The 24,762-nt window shown below is 74.0% G+C and carries 25 protein-coding genes; 9 read left to right on the top strand and 16 right to left on the bottom strand.

Annotation, left to right across the window (positions count from 1 at the left end; all coding sequences use genetic code 11):
* Positions 1-49: 49 nt before the first annotated feature.
* The 3 genes from ACH5AO_RS05645 to ACH5AO_RS05635 all read left to right on the top strand — a co-directional run bounded on the left by ACH5AO_RS05645 (position 50) and on the right by ACH5AO_RS05635 (position 2,865).
* Complete coding sequence (locus ACH5AO_RS05645; RefSeq protein WP_398922111.1) at positions 50-532, top strand: VOC family protein; 483 nt, start codon at positions 50-52, stop codon at positions 530-532.
* A gap of 577 nt (positions 533-1,109) precedes the next feature.
* Entirely contained in the window at positions 1,110-1,817 is a 708-nt protein-coding gene (locus tag ACH5AO_RS05640; RefSeq protein WP_398922109.1) for a ribonuclease H, read from the top strand.
* 64 nt (positions 1,818-1,881) lie between these two features.
* Entirely contained in the window at positions 1,882-2,865 is a 984-nt protein-coding gene (locus ACH5AO_RS05635) for an aldo/keto reductase (protein WP_398922108.1), read from the top strand.
* A 12-nt stretch (positions 2,866-2,877) separates the two neighbouring features.
* Here ACH5AO_RS05635 and ACH5AO_RS05630 read toward each other — a convergent pair whose 3' ends face one another.
* Complete coding sequence (locus ACH5AO_RS05630) at positions 2,878-3,219, bottom strand: hypothetical protein (RefSeq protein WP_398922106.1); 342 nt, start codon at positions 3,217-3,219, stop codon at positions 2,878-2,880.
* 147 nt (positions 3,220-3,366) lie between these two features.
* Here ACH5AO_RS05630 and ACH5AO_RS05625 point away from each other — a divergent pair, with 147 nt between their 5' ends.
* The gene (locus ACH5AO_RS05625) at positions 3,367-3,873 is read left to right on the top strand and encodes a DUF6328 family protein (RefSeq protein WP_398922103.1); all 507 of its coding nucleotides are present in this window, start codon (positions 3,367-3,369) and stop codon (positions 3,871-3,873) included.
* Here the strand turns inward: ACH5AO_RS05625 and ACH5AO_RS05620 are convergent.
* Together ACH5AO_RS05620 and ACH5AO_RS05615 are read right to left on the bottom strand one after the other, a co-directional pair.
* Positions 3,860-4,285, bottom strand: coding sequence for an SsgA family sporulation/cell division regulator (locus ACH5AO_RS05620; RefSeq protein ID WP_398922100.1), 426 nt, complete (start codon positions 4,283-4,285; stop codon positions 3,860-3,862). The genes ACH5AO_RS05625 and ACH5AO_RS05620 overlap by 14 nt on opposite strands.
* 108 nt (positions 4,286-4,393) lie before the next feature.
* Complete coding sequence (locus ACH5AO_RS05615; RefSeq protein WP_030862597.1) at positions 4,394-5,365, bottom strand: LLM class F420-dependent oxidoreductase; 972 nt, start codon at positions 5,363-5,365, stop codon at positions 4,394-4,396.
* A 72-nt stretch (positions 5,366-5,437) separates the two neighbouring features.
* On the opposite strand from ACH5AO_RS05615, the gene ACH5AO_RS05610 reads away from it, so the two are divergent.
* Positions 5,438-6,910 carry a serine hydrolase domain-containing protein gene (locus ACH5AO_RS05610; protein WP_398922098.1) on the top strand — a complete coding sequence of 491 codons (1,473 nt, stop codon included), beginning with the start codon at positions 5,438-5,440 and terminating at the stop codon, positions 6,908-6,910.
* On the opposite strand, the gene ACH5AO_RS05605 is transcribed toward ACH5AO_RS05610, so the two are convergent.
* The 7 genes from ACH5AO_RS05605 to ACH5AO_RS05575 all read right to left on the bottom strand — a co-directional run bounded on the left by ACH5AO_RS05605 (position 6,881) and on the right by ACH5AO_RS05575 (position 15,186).
* Positions 6,881-8,434 (bottom strand): serine/threonine protein kinase, encoded by a 1,554-nt coding sequence (locus ACH5AO_RS05605; protein ID WP_398922096.1) that lies wholly within the window; start codon positions 8,432-8,434, stop codon positions 6,881-6,883. The two genes, ACH5AO_RS05610 and ACH5AO_RS05605, sit on opposite strands and share 30 nt — an antisense overlap.
* 78 nt (positions 8,435-8,512) lie before the next feature.
* Positions 8,513-9,472 (bottom strand): threonine/serine dehydratase, encoded by a 960-nt coding sequence (locus tag ACH5AO_RS05600; RefSeq protein ID WP_398922094.1) that lies wholly within the window; start codon positions 9,470-9,472, stop codon positions 8,513-8,515.
* Between the two features lie 81 nt (positions 9,473-9,553).
* Positions 9,554-10,231 carry an AIM24 family protein gene (locus ACH5AO_RS05595; RefSeq protein ID WP_398922092.1) on the bottom strand — a complete coding sequence of 226 codons (678 nt, stop codon included), beginning with the start codon at positions 10,229-10,231 and terminating at the stop codon, positions 9,554-9,556.
* A 69-nt stretch (positions 10,232-10,300) separates the two neighbouring features.
* On the bottom strand, positions 10,301-11,602 hold the full coding sequence (locus ACH5AO_RS05590; protein WP_398922090.1) for a CAP domain-containing protein: 1,302 nt from the start codon (positions 11,600-11,602) through the stop codon (positions 10,301-10,303).
* 88 nt (positions 11,603-11,690) lie between these two features.
* Positions 11,691-12,044 (bottom strand): UBP-type zinc finger domain-containing protein, encoded by a 354-nt coding sequence (locus tag ACH5AO_RS05585; RefSeq protein ID WP_398922088.1) that lies wholly within the window; start codon positions 12,042-12,044, stop codon positions 11,691-11,693.
* A complete protein-coding gene (locus tag ACH5AO_RS05580; RefSeq protein ID WP_398922845.1) occupies positions 12,041-13,498 on the bottom strand; it encodes an ATP-binding protein in 1,458 nt (485 codons plus the stop codon). Before ACH5AO_RS05580 ends, ACH5AO_RS05585 begins: the two co-directional genes overlap by 4 nt.
* Positions 13,499-13,509: 11 nt before the next feature.
* Entirely contained in the window at positions 13,510-15,186 is a 1,677-nt protein-coding gene (locus ACH5AO_RS05575) for an FAD-dependent oxidoreductase (RefSeq protein WP_398922086.1), read from the bottom strand.
* Between the two features lie 179 nt (positions 15,187-15,365).
* Here ACH5AO_RS05575 and ACH5AO_RS05570 point away from each other — a divergent pair, with 179 nt between their 5' ends.
* Complete coding sequence (locus tag ACH5AO_RS05570; RefSeq protein ID WP_398922084.1) at positions 15,366-16,238, top strand: universal stress protein; 873 nt, start codon at positions 15,366-15,368, stop codon at positions 16,236-16,238.
* A gap of 18 nt (positions 16,239-16,256) precedes the next feature.
* Here the strand turns inward: ACH5AO_RS05570 and ACH5AO_RS05565 are convergent, their stop codons facing one another.
* On the bottom strand, positions 16,257-17,489 hold the full coding sequence (locus tag ACH5AO_RS05565) for a DUF4032 domain-containing protein (protein WP_398922082.1): 1,233 nt from the start codon (positions 17,487-17,489) through the stop codon (positions 16,257-16,259).
* Positions 17,490-17,530: 41 nt separating this feature from the next.
* The gene (locus tag ACH5AO_RS05560; RefSeq protein WP_398922080.1) at positions 17,531-18,283 is read right to left on the bottom strand and encodes an MBL fold metallo-hydrolase; all 753 of its coding nucleotides are present in this window, start codon (positions 18,281-18,283) and stop codon (positions 17,531-17,533) included.
* A gap of 185 nt (positions 18,284-18,468) precedes the next feature.
* Here ACH5AO_RS05560 and ACH5AO_RS05555 point away from each other — a divergent pair, with 185 nt between their 5' ends.
* Together ACH5AO_RS05555 and ACH5AO_RS05550 are read left to right on the top strand one after the other, a co-directional pair.
* Positions 18,469-19,077: a TetR/AcrR family transcriptional regulator gene (locus ACH5AO_RS05555; protein WP_398922078.1), complete on the top strand. Its 609-nt coding sequence runs from the start codon at positions 18,469-18,471 to the stop codon at positions 19,075-19,077.
* Positions 19,078-19,104: 27 nt separating this feature from the next.
* A complete protein-coding gene (locus tag ACH5AO_RS05550) occupies positions 19,105-20,778 on the top strand; it encodes an FAD-binding dehydrogenase (protein ID WP_398922076.1) in 1,674 nt (557 codons plus the stop codon).
* Positions 20,779-20,845: 67 nt separating this feature from the next.
* Here ACH5AO_RS05550 and ACH5AO_RS05545 read toward each other — a convergent pair whose 3' ends face one another.
* The 3 genes from ACH5AO_RS05545 to ACH5AO_RS05535 form a co-directional block, all read right to left on the bottom strand.
* Entirely contained in the window at positions 20,846-21,196 is a 351-nt protein-coding gene (locus tag ACH5AO_RS05545; RefSeq protein WP_030862554.1) for a DUF488 domain-containing protein, read from the bottom strand.
* A 68-nt stretch (positions 21,197-21,264) separates the two neighbouring features.
* Complete coding sequence (locus tag ACH5AO_RS05540; RefSeq protein ID WP_398922073.1) at positions 21,265-21,522, bottom strand: WhiB family transcriptional regulator; 258 nt, start codon at positions 21,520-21,522, stop codon at positions 21,265-21,267.
* Positions 21,523-21,637: 115 nt separating this feature from the next.
* Entirely contained in the window at positions 21,638-22,858 is a 1,221-nt protein-coding gene (locus ACH5AO_RS05535) for a saccharopine dehydrogenase family protein (RefSeq protein WP_398922071.1), read from the bottom strand.
* A gap of 132 nt (positions 22,859-22,990) precedes the next feature.
* Between ACH5AO_RS05535 and ACH5AO_RS05530 the strand changes: the two genes are divergently transcribed.
* Positions 22,991-23,692 carry a TetR/AcrR family transcriptional regulator gene (locus tag ACH5AO_RS05530; RefSeq protein WP_398922069.1) on the top strand — a complete coding sequence of 234 codons (702 nt, stop codon included), beginning with the start codon at positions 22,991-22,993 and terminating at the stop codon, positions 23,690-23,692.
* A 131-nt stretch (positions 23,693-23,823) separates the two neighbouring features.
* On the opposite strand, the gene ACH5AO_RS05525 is transcribed toward ACH5AO_RS05530, so the two are convergent.
* Positions 23,824-24,720, bottom strand: coding sequence for a LysR family transcriptional regulator ArgP (locus ACH5AO_RS05525; RefSeq protein ID WP_398922067.1), 897 nt, complete (start codon positions 24,718-24,720; stop codon positions 23,824-23,826).
* Positions 24,721-24,762 lie beyond the last annotated feature (42 nt).

The raw sequence follows: 24,762 nt of genomic DNA, 5'->3' as shown, positions 1-24,762 counted from the left end.
CGCGCGGGAGTCGACACCCATGACCGCGATCCATCCACGGGAGGTGCCCATGAACACCGACGGATTCACCACGTGTCTCTGGTACGACGGCCGGGCGGAGGAGGCCGCGAACTTCTACGTCTCGGTCTTCAAGAACTCCGGCCTCGGCGACATCGTCCGGAACACCGACGCCACGCCCGGCGCCGAGGGTTCCGTGCTCACCGTCGAGTTCACGGCCAACGGCCAGAGGTTCGTCGCGCTGAACGGCGGGCCCGAGTTCACGTTCAACGAGGCGATCTCCTTCCAGCTCGACTGCGCGGACCAGGCGGAGATCGACCACTACTGGGAGAAGCTCGTCGAGGGCGGCGGCGAACACGGCCCCTGCGGCTGGCTCAAGGACCGGTTCGGCGTCTCCTGGCAGGTCAACGCGGTCCGGCTGACCGAGATGATCAGTGACCCGGACCGGCGGAAGGCGGACCGCGCCCTGAAGGCCATGATGACGATGGGCAAGCTCGACATCGCCGCCCTGGAGAAGGCGTACGAGGGCGAGTGAGGCGGCCGGGACCACCGACAGGGCCGTCACGGGGCCCCGCCGTCCCGGCCGGGCTCCGCGCGACAGCCCGGGTGGGCGCGCCGGTGGACATCGCCCGGCGGGTACCGCGCCCCGCCGGACCCGCCGAAGGCGGCGGCCCGTTCCTCGTACGGCCTGTTCACCTGGCGCATCCGGACGGTGGGCCCGTGCACGCGCCGGGTGGTGCGGCGGCCGGCCTCGCGCACATGATCCGTGGAGTGCGTGTACGGCGGCCCCGTCCGGTGGGGGGACGGCCCGGCCTCGTCCGGAAGGGCTTGTGCGGCGCGTTCACCTGGCGCATCCGGACGGTGGACCCGTGCACGCGTCGGGTGGTGCGGCGGCCGGCCTCGCGCACATGATCCGTGGCGTGCGTGTACGGCGGCTCTCACCCGGTGGGGACACGCCGCGGCCCCGTCCGGAAGGGGCCGAAGCCACGGTCGTACCGCCCGGAGGCACCCCGCGTCGGGCCGAGGCGACGGCCGGCGGCACGCGGGCGCCGCCTTCCCGGTGACCGGCGTCAGCACCCCGGGCGGGCCCGGCCGGTCCGTCCGGACATGGCATGATCGGGCGCATGCGTGAACGAGTTGTGGCCGCGTGCGACGGGGCTTCGAAGGGAAATCCCGGGCCCGCCGGCTGGGCCTGGGTGGTTGCCGACGCGTCCGGGACGCCGGTCCGCTGGGAGGCCGGCGCGCTCGGCACGGCCACCAACAACATCGCCGAACTCACCGCGCTGGAACGGCTGCTGACGGCCACCGATCCCGCCGTACCGCTCGAGGTGCGGATGGACTCGCAGTACGCCATGAAGGCCGTCACCACCTGGCTGCCCGGCTGGAAGCGCAACGGCTGGCGCACGGCGGCCGGCAAGCCGGTCGCCAACCAGGAACTCGTCGTCCGCATCGACGGACTCCTCCAGGACCGCTCGGTCGAGTTCCGCTACGTCCCCGCCCACCAGGTCGACGGCGACCGGCTCAACGACTTCGCCGACCGCGCGGCCAGCCAGGCGGCCACCGCCCAGCAGGACGCCGGCAGCGCACTGGGTTCGCCCGAGCCGCCGGCCGCCCCGGACCGCCCGGCGGGCGGCACGGCCAGGCGCGGGTCCGGCGGGGCGAAGACGTCCCGGCCGCGCGGCGGCTCCTCGGCCCGCACCATCAAGGCGAAGTTCCCCGGCCGCTGCACGTGCGGACGGTCCTACGCGGCCGGCGAGCCCATCGCCAAGAACGACAAGGGCTGGGGCCACCCCGACTGCCGGACGGCCCGGAGCGCCTGACCGGGCCCGCGCGAAGGCGGAGCCGCCCCGGCGCCCGGCCGGGACGGATGACAGACTGACCTCCATGGACGAGCGCACATTCGACAGGTCGGGACAGCACGCCTCCGTGATCGGTCTCGGCACATGGCAACTCGGGGCGGACTGGGGCGACGTCGACGACAAGGAAGCCCTCGCGGTGCTGGAGGCCGCCGCCGAGTCGGGCGTCACCTTCTTCGACACCGCCGACGTGTACGGCGACGGACGCAGCGAGCAGACCATCGCGTCGTTCCTCAGCGGACGGCCCGACCTGCACGTCCTGGTCGCCACCAAGATGGGACGCCGGGTCGACCAGATCCCGGAGAACTACGTCCTGGACAACTTCCGCGCCTGGAACGACCGCTCGCGGCGCAACCTGGGCGTCGACCGGATCGACCTGGTGCAGCTGCACTGCCCGCCCACCCCCGTCTACTCCACCGGCGAGGTCTTCGACGCCCTCGACACCCTGGTGGCGGAGGAGCGGATCGCCGCCTACGGCGTCAGCGTGGAGACCTGCGCGGAGGCGCTCACCGCGATCGCCCGGCCGAACGTGGCGAGCGTGCAGATCATCCTCAACCCGTTCCGCATGAAGCCGCTGCTCGAGGTGCTCCCGGCCGCCCGCGAGGCGGGCGTCGGCATCATCGCCCGGGTCCCGCTCGCCTCCGGACTGCTGTCCGGCAAGTACACCAAGGACACCGTCTTCGCCGAGAACGACCACCGCACCTACAACCGGCACGGCGAGGCCTTCGACCAGGGCGAGACCTTCTCCGGCGTCGACTACGCCACCGGCGTCGAAGCCGCCGCCGAGTTCGCCGGGCTCGCCCCCGAGGGATACACCCCGGCCCAGCTGGCCCTGCGCTGGATCATCGAGCAGCCCGGTGTCACCACCGTCATCCCCGGCGCCCGCACTCCCGGACAGGCCCGCGCCAACGCGGCCGCCGCCCGGCTCCCCGAACTGCCCGGGGCGACGCTCACGGCGATCCGGGACCTCTACGACCGGCGGATCAAGGACCAGGTCGAAGCCCGCTGGTAGCAGCCGCGGACGTCACGGCTCCAGGAGCAGTTGCCGTTCCTGCTCCTGGTCGCCGGAGACGGTGCCCTCGTCGCGCGCGGTGAAGGACCGCGCGAGGGCGTCGCTCGCCCGCCGCACCGCCTCCGGAGCGCCCTGCACGGTGACGGTCACCGGCTCCGACAGCGGCCCCGCGTCCGCGGCCCCGGCCGCCGCTCCCGGCCCCTCCCCGGTGAACGTCGCCACGCGGACCGTCGCGTGCTCCGCGGAGGGACGCTGGTCCGCCTCCCCGAACGCGCCCTCCAGGACCCGGACGACCGCCTGGGCGTCGTCGGCGTCCCCGCCGCTGAACGTCACGGTGAGCTGGGTGTCCGACATGCGTCCCACGACCTCCTGGCCTCGGTGTCATCGCCGTCCGTGTAACCGTGCCCCCGCACCCCAAACCGGCGACCGGCCCGGGAGAACGACGGCTTTCGGGGCATGGGGAGAGGGAGACCCACGGAAAGGGGAGGCACTGTGCCGGACATGGACCAGGGCGAGGACAGGCGCCGGGGACGGAACGAGACGCAGGACGAGAGAGCTGACCGGATGTGGACGGAGCTCATCCAGGAGGTCCGCGTCGCCCAGATGGGGGTGCAGATCCTCTTCGGGTTCCTGCTGACCGTCGTGTTCACCCCGACCTACGCCAAACTGTCCGACACGGACGAGACGATCTACATCGTGACCGTGGTGCTGGGCGCCTGCGCCACCGGCGCCCTCATCGGCCCGGTCTCCCTGCACCGGCTCGTCTCCGGACGGCGCATCAAGGCGCAGGCCGTGCAGTGGGCCTCCCGGCTCACCCTGCTCGGCCTCCTGCTGCTGCTGGCCACCACCAGCTGCTCCCTGCTGCTCATCCTGCGCGTGGCCACCCACGACGACTTCGTCCCGTACCTGGTGGCCGGCGTGGTGGCCTGGTACCTGCTGTGCTGGTTCGGCCTGCCGATGTGGGCCCGGTACCGTCACACCGGGGGCCAGGAGTTCAGTTCCCGGTGAGGACGTCCGCGAGGAAGTCGTCCACGCGGACCTCCTCGCACCCCGGCGGCACCAGCAGCCGGGTCTCGTGCAGGAACGCGCCGACGGCCTCGGCCCAGGCGAACACCACCGCGTGGTGCCGGCCACCGTCGGCGTGGGCCTCGCCGAGGAACTCCATCCGCAGCTCCCGCCCCACACCCCGGGACTCCGGCCGCAGCCGTACGTCCCCGATGCCGACCGGGCGGGTGAGACCCTCGGCGACCATCTCCCGGTCCAGCTGCCAGCGGGCGAGGACCCGGCCGTCGTGGCTGAAGACGACGGTGACGGCGAACGGGTCGGACGGGTCGTAGCCCAGGTGGGCGAGCACGGGAAAGCGGTCCGTGTCGCCCGCCTGGAGCTCCACCACCAGGGTCTTGTGCACGAACGAGTTCACGAAAGGGCCTCCGGGAAGTACCGACGTAGATCCCTCTAGTACCCCGCATCCACGCAAGATGCTCGGTCTTCCGGGTGAATCGCCGGCCGTGCCGGGCCGTCGGGAGGATCAGCCGAAGGCGTCCCGCAGCGCCGGCAGCAGCGTCTTCTCCGACCAGTCCAGGTACGCCGGCTGCGACTCGCCGCCGATCTGCACCAGGGCGATCTCGGTGAAACCCGCCTCGGCGTAGGGGCGGACGGCCTCGACGAAGTCCGCCGGGTCGCTGCCGCACGGGATCGACCCGGCGACGTCCTCGGGCCGGACGAACTGCGTCGCCGACGCGAAGGAGTCCGGGTGCGGCAGCTCCGAGTTGACCTTCCAGCCGCTGCCGAACCAGCGGAACTGGTCGTGGGCGCGTGCGACGGCCGCGTCCCGGTCGGGGTCGTAGCACACCGGGAGCTGCCCCACCCGCGGCTTGCCCCGCCCGCCGTGCCGGTCGAAGTCGTCGAGCAGTTCCGCCTTCGGCTCGGTGGCGATCACCAGGTCGGCGAGCCGGCCCGCGAGGGCGCAGGACCGCTTCCCGGACACCGCGACGCCGATCGGCGGCGGCTCGTCCGGCAGGTCCCACAGCTTGGCCGACTCGACGTCGAAGTGGGTGCCCCGGTGGTTCACGTGGCCGCCCTCGAACAGGGCACGGATGATCTCCACCGCCTCCTCGAGCATCTCGTGCCGTACGTCCACGGACGGCCAGCCGCCGCCCACCACGTGCTCGTTGAGGTTCTCGCCGGAGCCGAGCCCCAGCCGGAACCGGCCCTCGGACAGCAGCTGCACCGTCGCCGCCTTCTGCGCCACCACCGCCGGGTGGTAGCGCAGCGTCGGACACGTCACGTACGTCATCAGCGGGATGCGCGAGGTGGCCTGTGCGGCGGCGCCCAGCACGCTCCAGGCGTACGGCGCGTGACCCTGCGACGCCAGCCAGGGGAAGTAGTGGTCCGAGGTCACCGAGAAGTCGAAACCGGCCTCCTCGGCCCGCACCACGTGGTCGACCAGCTCACGGGGCCCGGCCTGCTCGGTCATCATCGTGTATCCGATTCGCACCATGCCGCACGGGTCCCCGGCCCGGGGCGGGGAAAACGATGGATCACCCGCGGCGGCCCGGGCAGGATGCCTCCCATGACAGCCCACCCGCTCCCCACCGCGGAGCCCGCCGCCCAGGGCGTCGACGCCTCCGGCGTCCACGCCTTCCTCGACGCCCTCGAAGCCGACCCGGACATCGAACCGCACAGCCTGATGATCCTGCGCCACGGCCGGCTCGTGGCCGCCGGCTGGTGGGCGCCGTACACCGCGCGGCGCCCGCACCTGCTGTACTCGCTCAGCAAGAGCTTCACGGCGACCGCCGCCGCCCTCGCCGAGGCCGAGGGACTGCTCGACTTCGACGCCCCGGTGCTGTCGTACTTCCCGGAGTTCGAGGCCGACATCACCGACGCGCGCAGCCGGGCGATGCTGGTCCGGCACGTGGCGTCCATGGCCAGCGGCCACGAGGACGAGACCGTCGACGCGGCCTACGCCGCCGACCCCGTCGAACCCGTGCGCGGCTTCCTCCTCCAGCCGCCGGAGCGCGACCCGGGTACCGTCTTCGCGTACAACCAGCCCTGCACGTACACCCTCGGCGCGATCGTGCAGCGGGTCACCGGGCAGACGCTCACCGAGTATCTGCGGCCCCGGCTGTTCGACCCGCTGGGCATCGGCGAGGCACTGTGGCAGCGGGACCGCACCGGCCGCGAGATCGGCTTCAGCGGACTGCACGCCGCCACCGACGCCGTGGCCCGGCTCGGCCAGCTCTACCTGGACGACGGAGTGTGGCGGGGCGAACGGCTGCTGCCCGAGGGATGGGCCGCCCGCGCCGCGCACCCGCACATACCGACCGCCGGAACCCCGCTGGTGGGGGACCGGCAGGACTCGATCTGCGGCTACGGGTACCAGTTCTGGGTGTCCCGGCACGGGTTCCGGGGCGACGGGGCCTACGGGCAGTTCTGCCTCGTCCTGCCCGAGCACGACGCGGTCGTCGCCGTGACCACGGCGACCGAGCGGACGCAGGAGTACCTCGACCTGGTCTGGCGGCACCTCCTGCCGGCCTTCCACCCGGCGCCGCTGACCGGCCGCGAGGCCGCGGACACCGCCCTGCGCGAGCGCCTGGAACGGCTCGCCCTGCCCCCGGCCGACGGCGGCCCGGTACCGCCCGAGCGGGCCGGGGACTGGTCCGGCGCCGCGTTCACCCCGGAGGGCGGGGGCTTCGCCGGCCGGCCGAAGCTGACCGCGGCCGAGGTCACGGCGGACGACGGCGGCGGCTGGACGCTGACCCTCACCGAGGACGGCGAACGGTTCGGCGCGCGGTTCCTCGCCGGGCAGGGGTGGACGACCGCCGAGGAGCCCGTCCCGACCGCCGCGAGCGGCGGCTGGAACGACGGCGACACCCTCACCGTGGACCTGGCGTTCCTGGAGACCCCGCACCGCCTCCGGGTCACCTGCTCCCTCACCGACCGGACCTTCACCGCCCGCTGGCTCACCCAGCCGCTGCACGCGTGGCCCCTGCGCAGGCTGCGCGCCCCGCGCGGCTCAGTCCGCCGCGGGCCGGAACGTCCGTAGGAAGGTCCGCAGGGCCTCCCGGCTCGCGGGTTCCTCCCAGGCGGCGGCCGGGGTCGTCCAGCGCAGCGAGAAGCCGCGCCCGCCACCCAGCAGGAACCCGCGGCCGAAGGTGCGCACCCGGGTGCCGCCGGCCGTGGCGTACCACTCCAGGTCGGCGGCCTCGCGCCCCTGGTACGTCGTCGCCCGGATTCCGCCGATCCGCTCGTAGCCGGTGCCGGACCGCTCCAGGCGCGGCTCCACGTCGTCCCGCCACACGGCCACCGCGTCCGGTCCCACCCGCTCGCTGTAGGTGACGGCGAGCGTGCGCGGGTCCCCGTCGGCGCCGAAGGTGACGCGGTAGCCCCGGTCGGAGTCGCGGGAGGTGTCCAGCCGCTCCCAGCCCTCCGGCAGCGCGACGGAGAAGCCCTCCGGGGCGTGGTGGGCGCGATAGCCCGGCGGGAGGCCGCCCGCGCCGTCCGGCGCGGAGGGGGAGGGGGCGGGCGTGGACGGGTCCCCGGGTACGTCCGGCAGGCCGGCCGGCGCGGATACCCGGGGCGGCGGCGCGTCGGCGGCGGAGCCGGTGCCGGCGCCCGGCAGCCCCCGCGCCGCGGCGAGCACCGCGACCGCCACCGTGACGACGGCGAGCGCGGTGCCGAGGAGCGCCGTCCGCCTGCCCCGCTCCCGGCCCGCGTACCGCACGGTGCCGGTGTGCGCGCCGTGCGGCCAGGGGCCCGGCGCCGCCTCCGGGGCCTCCCGCAGCACCCGGGTGAGCGCCTCGCGGACCACCTGGCCGGTCAGCCGCTCCCGCGGGTCCTTGCGCAGTAACCCTTGGACGACCTGGGTGAGCGGGCCCGCCCGGACCGGTGCGCGCGGCGGCAGCCGGTCCACGCCCCTCAGCGTGGCCTCGGGCCGCCCGCGGTCCCGGAACGGCGGACGCCCCTCCAGCATCGTGTGGAGGAGCGCGCCCAGCGCCCACAGGTCCGCGGCGGGCCCGGCCCGCTCGCCACGGGCCTGCTCCGGGGAGGCGTACGACGGCGCCGTGAGCCGGGGCGCAGGCGCCGCGCCGGCCAGGCCGTACCCGGTGACGACGGCCGGCCCGCCCTCGCGCAGGAACACCTGGCCGGGGCTGAGCTCACCGTGCGTGACGCCCCCGGCGTGCGCGGCGTCCAGCACGTCGAGCAGCTCCAGCGCGACGCGCGCGGCCCGTACGTGGTCGAACGCGCCCTCCTCGGCGAGGACCTCGTCGAGCGGAGCGCCGTCGATCCACGGGGTGACCGTCCACAGGAAGCCGGACTCGTCGACGGCGTCGACGGCGGCGGCGGTGCGGCCGGGGCACAGCCGGGCCGCCCTCTCCGCCGCCCGCGGCACACGGGAGGGCGCACGGCGCGCGTCCGGCGGCAGCTCCACCCGGGTGACCAGGCAGGGACGGCCGGTCCCCAGGTCGTCGGCGTACCAGCGGACGCGGTTGGTCTCCCGGTGCGTGATCTCGACCAGCCGGTACCGTCCGGCGACCGTCCGGTCGGTGGAGACGTGCGCCCTGCCCATGGCCATCCCTCGTCGAACCGCCGGCTCCCGCTGTCCCCAGGGGTACGGGGAGCGGGCGGGGTCCGTTCAACGGGAGGCTCAGCGAAGCTCGAAGTGTTCCGCCCAGGCGATCATGTCGCCGGTGGTGGCGTTGCCGCCGCACACCACGAGACCGAGCCGGGCCCCCTCGCCGACCCGCTCCAGCACCCGCCGCGCGGCCGGCAGCAGACAGCCGGCGGCCGGCTCCGCCCACACCTTGGCGTGGTCCGCGAGCTCCAGCGAGCCCCGCACCGCCTCCCGGTCCGGCACCACCAGCACCTCGGTGACCAGCTCCGAGACGTGCTCGTACGTCAGCGCGGAGACGGCCGGGGCGCTGAGCGTGGAGACGATCGACGTCAGCTTCACCGGTACCGGGCCGCCCGCCGCCAGCGCCTCGGACATCGCCTGCGCGCCCTCGGTCTCCACGCCCCAGACCCGCACCCCGGGCCGCAGCGCGCGCAGCGCCGCCGCGACCCCGGCGATCAGCCCGCCGCCCCCGATGCTCACCAGGACGTCCGTGAGGTCACCGGCGTCCGCGGCGAACTCCAGCCCCACCGTGCCCTGACCGGCGATCACCACCGGGTCGTCGAAGGGGTGGACCAGGGTCAGCCCCTCCTGCTGCAGCCGGGTCATGAGCGCGAACGCGCCGTCCATGTCGTCGGTCACCCGCACCGAGGCGCCCGCGGACTCCGCGATCTCCACGGCCCGCAGGGGCGCCGAACGCGGCATCACCACCGTGGCCTTCACATCGAGGGCCGCGGCCATCACCGCCAGGGCGATCCCGTGGTTGCCGCCGCTCACCGCCACGACCCCGGCGGCCCGCTCGGCCCCGCTCAGCGACAGCAGCTTCGCCGCCGCGCCCCGCACCTTGAACGAACCGGTGCGCTGCAACAGCTCCAGCTTCGTGGTGACCGGGACACCCAGCAGCGCCGACAGCCCGGGGCTCGGCACGGTCGGAGTCCGCACCACGTGCCCGGCGATCCGCTCGGCCGCGGTCTCGATGTCGGCGATCCCGATCACGACTGTCACCTCTCCGGCGCGGGGGCGGTGATCCGCGCCGTCCTCCACCCTGGCCCGCCCGGCGGCCAAGGTCAACATCGCTCAGTGCTGCTGGGCCTTCTGCGGCGTCGCCTCACTGGGCCGGACGACGACGTACCCCTCGCCCCGCAGCATCAGCTGCACGGCCTCGCCGGACCCGCCGCGCAGCATCGAGCCCAGTGACTGCGAACGGTGCAGCGAGGTGTCCAGGCCCGCGGTCCAGCCGACGATCGCGTCCGTGTCCACGTACACCGGGTCCTGCGACGACACCGGGATCACCAGCGGATTCCCCTCGCACACCAGCCCCAGCCGGCCGTGTCCGGTGAAGACGCTGTTGAACAGCCCGCCGCCGCTGATGCCGGCGCCCTTCACTGTCGCGATGCGGTACGACAGCGTGGAGTCGAAGCACAGGACGTTGCGGCCGTTGACGGTGAACTCGTCGCCGGGGTCCACCTCGACGACGAAGCAGTTCTGCGCCTCGTGCGCGAACCATGCCTCGCCCCGGCCGCGGACCGCCATCAGCGGCAGCCCCTCGCCGGTCACCGCCCGCTTGAGCATGCCGCCCACGCCCTGCCCTTTGCGCTCGAACTGAAGATCGCCGCGGTAGGCGACCATCGCGCCCTGCCGGGCGTGCATCTCGCCGTCGACCACGTAGCGGATGCACTTGGCGTTCTCGACGGTCATGCCCGGAGCCGTGGCCGGCCGCACCATGTGCTGACTGGAAAACAGGTCACCCTTCATGGGGGCATCCTCGCCCGGACTCCCTCCCTCCGCCAGGATCACGTACGGACGGCACCGGGCCCGGCGCCGTCAGCCGCCGAAGAGCTGGGTCCAGTACGTGCCCGCCCGGCCGCCGCCCGCGAATCCGACGCCGATGCGGGTGAAACCGGCCTTGAGGATGTTGGCGCGGTGACCGGGGCTGTTCATCCAGCCCCGGACGACCTCGGCGGCCGAGCGCTGGCCGCACGCGATGTTCTCGCCGATCGTCCGCAGGGCCGAGCCCGCGGCGGCGGCCCGGTCCCAGGGTTCGCCGCCGTCGGGCGCGGTGTGGGAGTAGAAGTCGCGGGCCACCATGTCGGCGCTGTGCGCCTGCGCGGCCGCGGTCAGCAGGGAGTCGCGGGACAGGGGCGGCAGTCCGGCACGGGCACGCTCCCGGTTGGTGAGCTCGATGACCTCGCCGGCCGTACGGCTCAGCCCGTCCGGGGTGAGCGGACTGGCCCACAACGCCGTCCAGTAGGTGTCGCCGGACCCGTCGCGGGACGCCACGGCGGCGTGGGTGAAGGAGGGGTCGCACACGGTGCGGCGGGCCGCGTCGTGGCGCAGGCAGTGGTCGACGAACCGGTCGACGGTGAGCGGCCCGGAGACCAGGTGCTCGCCGACGGTGAGGTACGGGTATCCGGCGGCGACGACCCGCTGGTGGACGGAGACGCCGTCCACGCCCTCGACGGCGAGGCGCCCGCCCCGCGCCATCATGGCGGCGTGCTCCCGCGCCGCGCCGGCCAGTCGCGCGTCATGGGCGACCGGAGGCGAACCGGCGGCGGCCCGGGCGGCGTTCACCAGGCCGAGGAAGCCGTCCCGGGCGGCCGGGAGGGCCGGGGCGGCGGGCGCCGTGTGTGCGGCGACCGCCCCGTCGTCGTCCGCCACGTCGACCCCGAAGTCCCGTGCGAGACCGGCCAGTCCGTCGGCGTACCCCTGTCCCAGGGCGCGCAGTTTCCACTCCCCGCCGCGCCGGTAGATCTCCGTGAGGAGCAGCACGGCCTCCTGCCGCACCCGGGGCGGGGAGAACCGGGCGAGCGGGCGGCCGCCGGCACCGGCGAGCTGGAGCACGGGGGCGGGCAGCCCGCTCAGCGGGGTGCCGGGGTCGGCGGGGCTGACGGCCACCGTGACGCGCACGGCGCCGGGACGCAGCGCCGCCGGGTCGACGGTGAGGGTGTCCCCGACGAGCCTGGCGCCCGGCGCGGACGGCTGGTTGTAGAACACGAAGTCGCCGTCGCCGCGCACCTTTCCGCCGTCGTCCGTGATCAGCGCGGACACGTCGAAGGGGCCGGGCACCCGGACGGTCACGGCACCGCCCGGGAGGGCCAGATTCCCGCCGGGGACCAACTCCTGCATCACACCGCCCTGTTGTCGTCGTACACGGACCGGTGGGGGGTGTCCGGACAACGACGGGCGGTGGCCGCGGGTTCCCGGCCGCGGTCCCTCAGCGGCGCAGCGCCCGGGCCCAGTCCGGCGGCACCCGTCCCGCCGGACCCGGCGACGGCTGGTCGGCCGGGTGGCTCACGGGCGGGGCCAGGTCGGGGCCGGACTCGTACAGCTCGTTGGTGGCGTAGTCCCAGAACCAGTCCTCGCCCGGTTCGTAACTGCGGACCACGGGATGCCCGGTGGCCTCGAAGTGCGCCGTGGCGTGCCGGCCGGGCGAGCTGTCGCAGCAGCCGATGTGGCCGCACCGCGCGCAGCGCCGCAGGTGGAACCACCAGCCGCCCACGGCGTCGCAGTCGGCGCAGCCCGGGCCGGTCGGGGGGACGCCGGGGTCGATGGCGTGGTCGCTGGTCATGCGGACTCCTCGGGGGTGTCGTCGGGGGCCGGGGCGGTGAGCGGCAGCAGCACCTGGAAGCGGGTGTCGCCAGGCTCGGACTCGAACCGCAGGGTCCCGTGGTGCCGGTCGACCACGATCCGCCAGGAGATGTCCAGGCCCAGTCCGGTGCCCTCACCCACCGGCTTGGTGGTGAAGAACGGGTCGAAGACCCGGTCGCGGATCTCCGGCGGGACGCCCGTGCCGGTGTCGCCGAACTCCACCAGCAGCCGGTCGTCCTCCCGCGCGGTGCGCACGGTCAGCGTGCCCTGCCCGCCCTGCCCGTCGTCCGCGCCGTTCATGGCGGCGACCGCGTTGTCGATCAGGTTGGTCCACACCTGGTTGAGCTCCGCCGGGTACGCCGGGATCCGCGGCAGCGTCCGGTCGTACTCCTTGACCACCTCGATCCGCGGCCCGAACTTCCCCGACAGCATCAGCAGGGTGCTGTCGAGGAGTTCGTGCACGTCGGCGACCTGGAAGGGGGCGCGGTCGAGTTGCGAGTACTGCTTGGCGGCGTCGACGAGGTGCGAGATGCGGTTCGTGGAGTCCGCGATCTCGTCCATGAGCAGTTCCGTCTCGACCGTGTAGCTGAGCCAGCCGACCGCCGACGGCAGCGTCGCCTCGTCGACGGCGGCGGCGACCTGCTCCAGCCAGTCCAGGTCCAGTCCGGCCTGGACGAACGTCGGGGCGATCCGCCAGCCGTCGGGGATGCCGTGGCCGTCCAGCCAGTCGGCGAGCTCGTCCTCCCGGTCCGACGCCTCCAGCGGGCTGAGCACGGGCGCCTTCGCGACCCGTTCGGCCGTCCGCTCCTGGATCTCGATCAGGCCGGCGAGCGTCTCGCGGTCGTAGGTGCCCGCGGAGATGACGCGCAGCTTGTGCCGCATCTTGCCGACGCGTTCGCGCAGCGTCGCCGTGGCCCGTACGGCCGCGGCGGCGGGGTTGTTCAGTTCGTGCGTCAGCCCGGCCGACAACGAGCCCAGCGCCAGCAGCCGTTCGCGCTGGCCGATGGCGCGCTGGGTGTTCTTCGAACCGAAGAACAGCCCCTCCAGGAGGTGGACCGCCATCGGGAACCACTCCCGCATGACGCTCGCGAACGTGTCCGCGGGCACCACGAAGAACCGGGTCGGCTCCGTCACGCGCATCGAGTTGGTGTAGACCTGCCGCACCCGGTCCCCGAGGTAGGCCTGCATGGCCCCCGCGTACACCCCGCGCTGGGAGGTGCGGCTGACCTCCACGTCGTCCCCGCCGACCCGGCGGGACAGCACGACGGTGCCCTCCAGCATCACGTAGAAGCAGGTGGCGGGGGAGCCCTCGGTGTAGACCGGGCCGGGTTCGAACCGCTCCACCCGCCCCTCGGCGCAGAGCCGCCCGAGCTGCTCGTCGGTGAGCTTCTCGAACAGGAACAGCGAGCCGATCTCCCGCGGGCTGCACGGCATCGGCCGCCCGCTCACGACTGCTCCAGGTACCGGTGGACGAGCATCACGGCCATGGCTCCCTCTCCGACGGCGGACGCGACCCGCTTGGCGGACTCCGCGCGGGCGTCGCCCGCCACGAACACGCCGGGCACGCTGGTCTCCAGGTGGTACGGCGGCCGGTCCAGCTCCCAGCCGGCCGGCGGACGCCCGTCGGGGGTGAGGTCGGGCCCGGCGAGGATGAACCCGCGGTCGTCCCGCAGCACCGTGCCGTCCAGCCAGCCGGTCAGCGGGGCGGCCCCGATGAACACGAACAGCCACTGCGCGTCGACGAGTTCGGTCCGCCCGCTGTCCGTGTCGCGCAGCGTCAGCCGCTCCAGCCGGCCGTCGCCGTGCGCGCTCTCGACGACCGCGCCGCACCGCACCGAGATGTTCGGCGCCCGGTCGATCTGCTGGATCAGGTAGTACGACATCGACGCCGTCAGGTCCGGACCGCGCACCAGCAGCGTCACCGACTTGGCGAACCGGGACAGGTACATCGCGGCCTGCCCGGCCGAGTTGGCGCCGCCGACGATGTACACGTCGTGGCCCTGGCAGGCGGCGGCCTCCGTCAGCGCCGACCCGTAGTAGACCCCGCAGCCGTTGAGGTCGTCGCAGCCGGGCGCCGCCAGCCGCCGGTACGACACCCCGGTCGCCAGGATCACGCTGTGCGCGGCGACCGACGACCCGTCGGAGAACCGTACGACCCGGGCGCCGCCGCCCACCTCGAGACCCGTCACCTCCCGCGCGGTGAGGATCTCGGCACCGAACTTGGTGGCCTGCCGCCGCGCCCGGTCGGTGAGCTGCGCGCCCGACACGCCGTCGGGGAAGCCCAGGTAGTTCTCGATCCGCGAGGACTGCCCCGCCTGCCCGCCGGTCGCCGACCGCTCCACCAGCACGGTCCGCAGCCCCTCGGAGGCCCCGTAGACCGCCGCGCCGAGCCCCGCCGGGCCGCCGCCGATCACGACCAGGTCGTAGAAGTCGGCCTCCGGGGTCGTCGCCAGGCCTACCCGCGCGGCGAGGTCCACGGACTCCGGCTCCACCAGCGGCGTCCCGTCCGGGGTGATCACCACCGGCAGCCGCGTCCCGTCCTCGCCCGCGGCGGCCAGCAGCCGCCGGCCCTCCGGCTCGTCGGCGGAGTACCAGCGGTAGGACACCTGGTTGCGGGCCAGGAACTCCCGCACGTCCGAGGAGCGCGCCGACCAGCGGTGCCCGACCACCTTGGTGCTGGGCACCGGCCGGTGGTCGCTGCGCCGCCAGGCCTCCAGGAGGTCGTCCAGGACCGGGTAGAGCTTCTCCTCCGGCGGGTCCCACGGCTTGAGGAGGTAGTGGTCGAGGTCGACGACGTTGATCGCGTCGATCGCCGCGCCGGTGTCCGCGTACGCGGTGAGCAGCACCCGCCGCGCGCCGGGGTGGATGTCGAGGGCCTGTTCCAGGAACTCGATGCCGTTCATCCGGGGCATCCGGTAGTCGGCGAGGATCACGGCGACGAGGTCGCCGCGCAGCTTCAGTTCGCGCAGCGCGTCCAGCGCGGACTCCCCGGACTCCGCGCGCACGATCCGGTACGACGCCCCGTAACGCCGTCTGAGGTCCCGGGCCACGGCGCGGGAGACGCCCGGGTCGTCGTCCACGGTCATGATCACGGTCCGCGCCGCTTCGACGGCCTGTGCCATACGTCCCCCACGTCGTGCGATCGGATCCCCGGCGCGACGGGCCCCGGCCGGGCCGCGGCCACCGCACCGGCCCTGCCCATCGTATGTTCGACGGCGTTCCCGCGCTCAGGTATGCGCGAGCCGCGGAGCGTGGGGAAGACTGGATCACGCGAAGCGGACACGACACCGGGAGGAACCGCATGACGCGCCCGATCACGGCAGGGATCGACGGAACCGGGGAGAGCCTCGCCGCACTGGCCTGGGCGGCGCGGGAGGCGGTCCGCCGGGATCTGCCGCTGAGGGTGGTGCACGCCTGGCGGTTCGAGGCGCACGACGCGGTGGACACGGGGGACCGGGCGACGCAGGAGCAGTGGGTCCGCGCGTCGGTGGAGGAGGCGGTCCGCGCCGTCGGCGAACGCCACCCCGGTCTCGCCGTGACGACGGACGTCCTGGAGGGCGACGCCGTGGAGACCCTGACCGGTGCCGCCGCGGAGGCGGAACTGCTGGTGCTCGGCTCGCGCGGGCACGGGCGGATCATGGGCTTCCTGGTCGGCTCGGTCGGCCAGCAGGTGATCGTCGACGCCGGGCGTCCCGTGGTGTTCGTACGGGCCGGGGACCAGGCGTCGGACGAGGTCGCCGGGCACGAGATCGTCGTCGGTCAGCAGGGCGACCCGCAGGACGGCGCCGCCGCGCTCGGCCTCGCCTTCGAGACCGCTGCCCGGCGCGGGGCCACGGTGCGCGCCGTACGGGCCTGGACCCTGCCGCCGGTCTACGCCTACAGCCCCGCCTCGCTCCAGCTCCTCGACGAGGCCGGCGGCCTGGAACCCTACGAGCGGAAGGCGCTGGCGGCGGCCCTCGCGCCGTGGCGTGAGCGCTACCCCGACGTGCACGTGATCGAGCACGTGGAGATGGGCAGCGCCGGGCAGGTGCTGCTGTCGGTGGCGGGCACCGCCCAGCTGATGGTGGTCGGCCGCCGCGCCCGCCGCACGGCCGTGGGGGCCCGGATCGGCTCGGTGGCCCACGGCGTCCTGCACCACGCGGACTGCCCGGTGGCGGTGGTGCCGCCGGCCTGACGCGGCGGACCGCCCGGCTCAGTCGTCCGTCGGCCGGAGCGTCTCCCGCGCCTTCGGCAGGATGTTCCTGATGTAGTCCTCGACGGCCGTGTCCAGACCGATGTCGTGCTGGGCCCGCTCGGACAGGTACCAGCGGTGCTCGAGGAGTTCGTGGTAGATCTCCGCGGCGTCCATCGGGCCGCGCAGCTCCGGCGGCACGGACCGCACGGTGGGCCGGAAGACCTCGCGCACCCAGCGGTGGGCGAGGACCTCCGGGCGGGCGCCGAGGGGGTCGCCCGGCGCGTAGTCGTCCTGGGTGGCCATCCAGCTCTCCAGGTCGTTCAGTAGCCGCCTGGCCTGGTTCTCCTCGGCGTCCAGGCCGGTCAGGCGCAGCAGTTGCCGCTGGTGGTGACCGGCGTCGACGACCTTGGGCACGAAGGTGACGGTGTCGCCGTTGGAGGCGTGCTCGATCTGCATCTCGGCCACGTCGAAACCGAGGTCGTTCAGCCGGCGGATGCGGCGCTCGATGTAGTGGTGCTTGCCCGCCGGGTAGACGGAGGTACGGGTCAGCTCCCGCCACAGGCCCTGGTAGCGGGAGCAGATCTCGGTGCCGAACTCGATCGGGTCGACGGAGGGGTGCAGCGCCCCGGAGGCCTCCAGGTCGAGCAGCTCGCCGCTGATGTTGACCCGCGCGAGATCGAGGTCGTACTCCCGCTGCCCGACGCTCAGTTCCGGGTGCAGGTCCCCGGTCTCGGCATCCACGAGATACGCGGCGTAGGCGCCCGCGTCGCGCCGGAACAGCGTGTTGGACAGCGAGCAGTCGCCCCACGCGAACCCGGCCAGGTGCAGCCGCACCAGGAGCACGGCGAGCGCGTCCATCAGCCGGTGCATGGTCGCCGGGCGCAGCGTCGTCTCGAACATCGACCGGTACGGCATCGAGCCGCCGAGGTGACGGGTGATCAGGACGCTCTCCAGCGGCTCCCCGGCGGTGTCGGTGCGGCCGGTGACCACGGCCAGCGGGTCCACCGCCGGGATGCCGATCCGGTCCAGGTCGCGCAGCAGCTCGTACTCGCGCAGCGCGGGCCGCCGGGCGAGCTCCTTCACCGCGATCACCTCGTCACCGGCGCGCGCGTAGCGCACCACGTGCCGGGAGATGCCGCGCGGCAGCGGCACCAGGTACTCCTCGGGCCACTCCTCCAGCGGCAGGTGCCACGGCAGTTCCAACAGGAGCGCGGGGTGCTCCGGGTTGGTGGCGTTGATCTGCAGTGCCATGGCGGCGGTGTCCTCGTCTCGCGGGCGGTCGTCACCTCACCCTAGTGCGCGCGCTCCCGGGCCAGCCGGGCGGCGTCCCGTACGGACCCCTCGTGCAGCGGGCCGTGTCCGGGCAGCAGCAGGTCGCCGTCCAGCCCGGCCAGGACGTCCAGCGAGGCCACGGCGGTGGCGCGTTCGTGGTGGAACATGTCCGTCAGCATCTGCGGCCCCTCGAGCCGCGAGGTGGGGTGGCCGCTCACCAGGGCGTCGCCCGACACCACTACCCCGGTGTGCGGGAAGTGGAACGCGCAGTGCCCGGCGGTGTGGCCGGGCGTGTGCACGGGCACGGGCCGGCCGGGCAGGTCGAGCGGACCCGGACCGGCCTCCGGGAACGGCTCGGGCGCGGTGACCGCCACGTCCGCCGTCCCGCCGGAGCGCAGGGCGTGCGCCGCCCACGGCAGCACGCCCGGCCGCCAGCCGTTGCGCAGCACCTGCCCGACGGTCACCTGGTGCAGGAAGTCCCGCCGGGCGTGGGGGACTTCGGCCTTGTGGGCGTAGACGGGAGTGCCGTACGCGGCGCTCAGGTACTCGGCGGAGCCCAGGTGGTCGCTGTGGGCGTGGGTGATCAGTACGGCCGTCACCGCCTCCGGTGAACTCCCCACCTCCGCGAGGGAGGCGAGCAGCCCTTCGCGGTCGCCGGGGTAGCCGGTGTCGATCAGGGTGACGGCGTCCCCCTCGGTCAGGATCACCCAGTTGGTGTTCGTGCCGTGCACCAGGAAGGTGCCGTCCGCGACGTGCCGCACGGTTGCTCGCATGTTCGTCCCGAGTTCCAGTCGTTGTGGTCGTTCCCGTCCTTCCCGCCGGACGGGAGAAGGAAAGCAGATCATGGCGCGGTCGTGGCGGCGCCGGCCGGCGGGACTCCGGTGCGATCACGCCGCTCCCGGGTCTTTCGATACACCGGTGCATCGGATACGTTCCCGTATCGGACGGAGGGACGGCCGTGACGGTGGACGGTACGGAGAAGCGCGTCACCAGGCGCCGGCTGCGCACGCGCGCGAACCTGCTCGACGCCGCGTTCTCCGTCTTCGCCGCCAAGGGCTTCGGGCACGTCTCGATCGAGGAGGTCTGCGAGGCCGCCGGCTACACCAGGGGCGCCTTCTACTCCAACTTCACCGGCCTGGACGAACTGTTCTTCGCCCTCTACACCGAGCGCGCCGAACTGATCGCCGAGCAGGTGGCCGGGGCCCTCGCCCAGGACGGGCCCGGCCTCGACGTGCCCGCCGCCGTGGACCGCGTCACCGAGGTCCTGCTCCTGGACCGCGACTGGCTGCTGGTGAAGACCGACTTCCTGGTGCACGCCGCCCGCGACCCGGAGGTGGCACGCGCCCTGCTGGAACACCGGGCGCGGCTGCGGCGGGCGATCGCGGACCGGCTCGCCCGGGCCCGCGGCCACACCGGACCGCCCGCCGTGCTCGGTGACGCCGAGGGCGCCGCGCACGCCGTGGTCGCCGCCTACGACGGCGTCACCACCCAACTGCTGCTGGACCGGGACGTCGCGGGCGCCCGGGCCTGGCTGAGACAACTGCTGACCGCGCTGCTCACCGGATAACAGTCGCCACAGGAAGGGACGGTCGCCATGGATGCCGACGTCATCGTCGTCGGAGCGGGACTCGCGGGCCTCGTCGCGGCCCACGAGCTGACCGGCAGGGGCCGCAGGGTCGCCCTGGTCGACCAGGAGAACGCCGCCAACCTCGGCGGGCAGGCCTTCTGGTCCTTCGGCGGGCTGTTCCTCGTCGGCTCACCGGAGCAGAAGCGCCTGGGCGTCAAGGACTCCTTCGACCTCGCCTGGAACGACTGGCGGGGCAGCGCGGGCTTCGACCGGCTCGACGACGAGGACGCCTGGGCGGTGCGCTGGGCGAGGGCCTACGTCGAGTGGGCGGCGGGGGAGAAGCGGTCCTGGCTGGACGGCCACGGCATCACCTTCCTGCCCACCGTCAGCTGGGCCGAGCGCGGCGACCTCCGCGCGGACGGCCACGGCAACACCGTGCCCCGCTTCCACATCGCCTGGGGCACGGGGACCGGTGTCGTCGCCCCCTTCGTGCGGTACGCCCGCGAGGCCTCGCGCGACGGACTGCTCACCTTCCACCACCGCCACCGGGTCGACGAACTCGTCGTCGAGGGCGGTGCCGCGCGCGGGGTGCGCGGCACCGTGCTGGCCGAGGACAACGCCCCGCGCGGTGTCGCCTCCAGCCGCGAGGCGGTCGGGGAGTTCGAACTCACCGCCCAGGCCGTGATCGTCACCAGCGGCGGCATCGGCGCCGACCACGACCTCGTCCGCCGGTACTGGCCCGAGCGGCTGGGCACCCCGCCCCGCGAGATGGTCACCGGGGTCCCGGCCTACGTCGACGGGCGGATGCTCGACATCAGCGCCCGCGCGGGGGCGCGCCTGGTCAACCGGGACCGCATGTGGCACTACACCGAGGGCCTGCGCAACTGGGACCCCATCTGGCCCGGACACGGCATCCGCGTCCTGTCCGGACCGTCCCCGATGTGGTTCGACGCCCTCGGCCGTCGGCTGCCCGACCCCTGTCTGCCCGGGTACGACACCCTCGGCACGCTGAAGCACCTGCGCACCACCGAGGACATCGCCGGACACGACCACTCCTGGTTCGTCCTCACCCAGAAGATCATCGAGAAGGAGTTCGCCCTGTCGGGCTCCGAGCAGAACCCCGACATCACCGCCAAGGACCGGGCCGACTTCCTGCGCACCCGCCTGCTGGGCAAGGGCGCCCCCGGACCGGTGGACGCGTTCCTGCGCAAGGGCGCCGACTTCGTGACCGCCCCGACCCTCGAACAGCTCGTCGAGAAGATGAACGCCCTCACCGGTGAACCGCTGCTCGACGCGGCCGTCCTGCGCCGCCAGATCGAGGCACGCGACCTGCAGATGGCCAACGCCTACAGCAAGGACGCCCAGGTCCAGGGCATCCGCAACGCCCGCCGCTACATCGGCGACCGCCTCAGCCGCGTCGCCACCCCGCACCGCATCCTCGACCCCGCGGCCGGCCCGCTGATCGGCGTCAAGCTGAACATCCTCACCCGCAAGACCCTCGGCGGCATCCAGACCGACCTGGACTCCCGCGCGCTGGGCGCCGACGGCCGGCCGGTCGAGGGCCTGTACGCGGCCGGCGAGGTGGCGGGCTTCGGCGGCGGAGGTGTCCACGGGTACAACGCCCTGGAGGGCACCTTCCTCGGCGGCTGCCTCTTCTCGGGCCGGGCGGCGGGGCGTGCTGCGGCCGCGCAGACCGCCTGAGCGCTCCGCCGGAGACACGGTGACGCACCCTCCGGGGCGCCATCGCGGCGGACTCCGCCGGACCCGCTCACTCCTCCAGCAGGCGGGCCAGCACCCGCGCGTGACCGGTCTCCGGGTTCCTGGACGCGGTCAGCAGCGTCACCGTGCCCTTCCCGGCCAGTTCCCGTACGTGGTCCAGGAGTCCGGCGGCCTCCGGGGCCGCCAGTTCCGCCTCGTAGCGCTCGCGGAACTCCTCGTACGGCCGGTCGCCCGCGTGGTACCAGCGGCGCAGCTCGGTGGACGGGGTCAGGCCCTTGGGCCACTCGTCCACCCGCGCCGCGTCCTTCGTCAGACCGCGCGGCCACAGCCGGTCGACCAGGATCCGGACCCCGTCGTCCGGCTCGGGCGGCTCGTGGACCCGGCGCACGCGCACACTCATGGCGGCTCCTTCCCGCGGTGTCCCGCGAGCGTACTGCGGCCCGGGGGGCCGGGCACGGCAGGCCCTTCTCAGGAATCCCCGGCGGTCCGCCGCGCGGCGATGCGGCGCTTGAGCGCACGGCGTTCCGTCTCGCTCGTACCGCCCCACACCCCGATGGACTGCCCCGTGTCCAGTGCCCACCGCAGGCACGGCTCCCGCACGGGGCAGCGCCGGCACACGGCCTTGGCCTGTTCCGCCTGCATCAGGGCGGGGCCGGTGGTGCCGATCGGGAAGAAGAGGTCGGGGTCCTCGGTCCTGCAGGCCGCACGTTCGCGCCAGTTGTCCATCGAGAGTCACCTGCGATCATCGGTGGGAAAACGGATGGGCACCCGTGTGGGCGCCTCACTCCTCTTCGGGTCACCTGTCGACCGGCGGTGAAACAACGGGACGCCGTGCGCGCGGTCACTGTTCGCGCAGCCCCCAGGGCGAGCCGTACGCGGTCAGCAGGTCCAGGAACGGTCCCGCGGGGAACGCCTCGGGACCGAGCACGCCCGTGCCCGACCAGGCGCCGCCGGCGAGCAGTTCGAGGGCGACGACGGGGTTGACGGCGGTCTGCCACACCACGGCCTGGCAGCCGTACTCGGCCATGGACCACTGGTTGTCGACCACGTGGTACAGGTACACCTCGCGCGGCGCCCCGTCCTTCACGCCCCGCACCCACGTGCCGGCGCAGGTCTTGCCGTGCATCCGCTCCCCGAGCGTCGCCGGGTCGGGCAGACAGGCGGCCACCACGTCCCTGGGGGAGACCCGCACCGGACCGTCCTGGCCGGGCACGGTCACCGGTCCGGTGCGGTCCAGGCCCAGCAGGTGCAGCGTCCTGAGCGTGTCGATGAACGCGCGGCCCAGACCGTACTTGAAGGTCACCCGGCGGGCGTCCACCCAGCGCGGGACGAGCAGCACCTCCTCGTGCTCGACGTTCACGCACTCCACCGGGCCGATGCCCTCGGGGAAGTCGAACACCTCGGGCTCGCTGAACGGCTCGGTGGTGAACCAGCCGCGGCCCTCCTCGTAGACCACGGGCGGGTTGAGGCACTCCTCGATCGTGGTCCAGATGCTGAAGGACGGCGCGAAGTCGTAGCCGTCCACCGTGAGGTTCGCGCCGTCGCGGACGCCGATCTCCTCGATCTCGTCGAAGAGTTCGTCGGCCGCGTACCGGGCGAACACGTCCGAGAGGCCCGGTTCGACGCCCATCCCGACCAGGGCGAGCGCACCGGCCTCCGCCCACTCCCCGGACCGTGCGAACTGCTCGTCGCCGAGCTTCACCCCGCATTCCTCGTAAGGCCGTTCGGCGTGCGGCCGGGACAACGACATCGCCATGTCGACGTAGGTGGCACCGGCGCGGCGCGCCGCGCGGAACAGCGGCATCACGAACCGGGGGTCGGTGGCGTTGAGCAGGACGTCGCAGCCGTGCCGTCCGAGCAGCGCCGCCACCCCGTCCTCGTCGCCGGCGTCCACGCGCTCGGCACGGAACCGGGACCCCTCCGCGCCGAGCGCGGCGACCGCCGCCTCGGCCCGGGACGGGTCGTGGTCGGCCACCACCATCTGGTCGAAGAACGGCCGCCGGGCCGCGATCCGGGTGACGGCGGTACCCACGCCGCCGGCTCCCACCAGCAGTACGCGCATGACGGAGCACTCCCTCTCTGCCTCGTGGATCCCCCTGGATCCGGGATGTGTGCGGGGCCCCTGGCCGGAGATACAACGCCGCGCGGCGACATAAGGTCAATGGTGTTGGCATAAGAGCGAGAGGAGACGGCGATGCCCAAACGGGTGGTTCCCGAGGAGCGCCGACGGCGCCGCAGGCCGACGCGGAGCGGCCGGGTCCTGTCCGAGACGCTGATCGTCGAGACGGCGCTGCGCCTGCTGCGCGAGCACGGCGGCACGGGCCTGACCGCCCGCCGCCTCGGCCTCGCCCTGGACTGCGATCCGAGCACCCTCTACCGCTACTTCCGCGGCATGGACGAGCTGACCCTCGCCATCGGGGACGCGCTGATCGGCCGGGCGCTGCACGGCTGGCGGCCCACCGGACAGTGGCGGGCCGACCTGCGGGCCGTCGGGCTGCGCATCCACGCCGCCTACGTGTCGCACCCGCAGGCCGCCGTCCTCACGGCGAGCCGGGTCTCCGGCCGGGCGAACGAACTGGCGGCCGACGAGGCGGTTCTCGACGTGCTGCGCACCGCGGGCTTCCCGCTGCCGGAGACGGTCCGCGTCTACCACGCCTTCATCGACACCACGCTGGCCTTCGCCGCCCTCGACGCCGCGTCCCTGGCCCTGCCCGACGCGGCCCTCCACGCCGACGAGGAGAGGTGGCGCTCCACCTACGCCCGCCTCCCCGCCGCCACCCACCCCCGCATCGCCGAGGCCGCGCCCCTGCTGGCCACCCGCATGGTCACCAGCGCCTACCCGACCGCGCTGGACATGCTCCTGGAGAGCGCCGGGAACAGTCTGGCGGGGGCCTAGCCAGGGGCCGGCGGTCCGGCCTCGCGGCCCTTGGCGCGCTCACCGCGTCGGCCGGGGCACCTGCGTCCCGGAGCCTCGCGGTCGCAGGCGCCGGACGCGGGCGGGCGGCCGGCGGGACGCCGGGCGGGCCCTCAGCGGCGCAGCGCTTCCGCCGCCGCCTCCGTCACCGCGGCCGCCACCGCCGCAAGCGCGGGGGAGTCCAGCTTCCACTGCTGCCAGTACAGGGAGACGTCGACCTCCCGGCCCGGGGCGAACACCGTGAGGCGGCCGGCCCGGAGCAGGGGCTCCGCCTGCGCCTCGGGCACCATGCCCCAGCCCAGACCCGCGGCGACCGCCTCGGCGAAGCCCTCCGAGGCCGGCACGTAGTGGCGCAGCGCGCTCGCCTCGGCGCGTCCGCGCGTGAGCCGGCGCACGAAACCGTCCTGGAAGTCGTCCTTCCGGTCGAACACCACCACCGGCGCCACGGGCAGTACCTCCCGCAGCGGTCCCGCGAGATGCCGCAGGGCGAACTCCGGGTGCGCCACCGGGAGATAGCGCATCCGCCCCAGATGCCGCACGGAGCAGCCCGGCACCGCGTCCGGCGACGAGGTCACCGCGGCCATCACCGTCCCCTCCCGCAGCAGCGCCGCCGTGTGGGCCTCGTCCTCCCGGCGCAGTTCGAAGCGGAGCCGCGAGTCGGCCGGCAGACGGGTGAGGGCCCCGAGGAACCAGGTCGCCAGCGAGTCCGCGTTCACCGCCACCGGCACCCGGGTCGGCTCCCCGGCCCCGCTCAGCCCCAGCTCGGCGTACGCGTCACGCTCCAGTCGGCCTACCTGCCGGGCGAGCCTGACCAGCACCTCGCCCGACTCGGTCGGCCGCACCGGCTTGGTGCGCAGCAGCAGCACCCGCCCCGTGCGCTGCTCCAGAGCCTTCACCCGCTGGCTCACCGCCGAGGGCGTGACGTGCAGCGCGGCGGCCGCCGCGTCGAACGTCCCCTCGTCCACCACGGCGAGCAGGGTCCGCACCTGGTCCAGCGGAAGATCCGTCATCACGACAGCTAATGCTACGTAAGAATCATTAGCTGTACTTCG

This window comes from Streptomyces sp. NPDC018964 (assembly GCF_044390325.1).
Taxonomy (GTDB): domain Bacteria; phylum Actinomycetota; class Actinomycetes; order Streptomycetales; family Streptomycetaceae; genus Streptomyces.
This window is presented reverse-complemented; position numbering and strand designations above follow the sequence as displayed.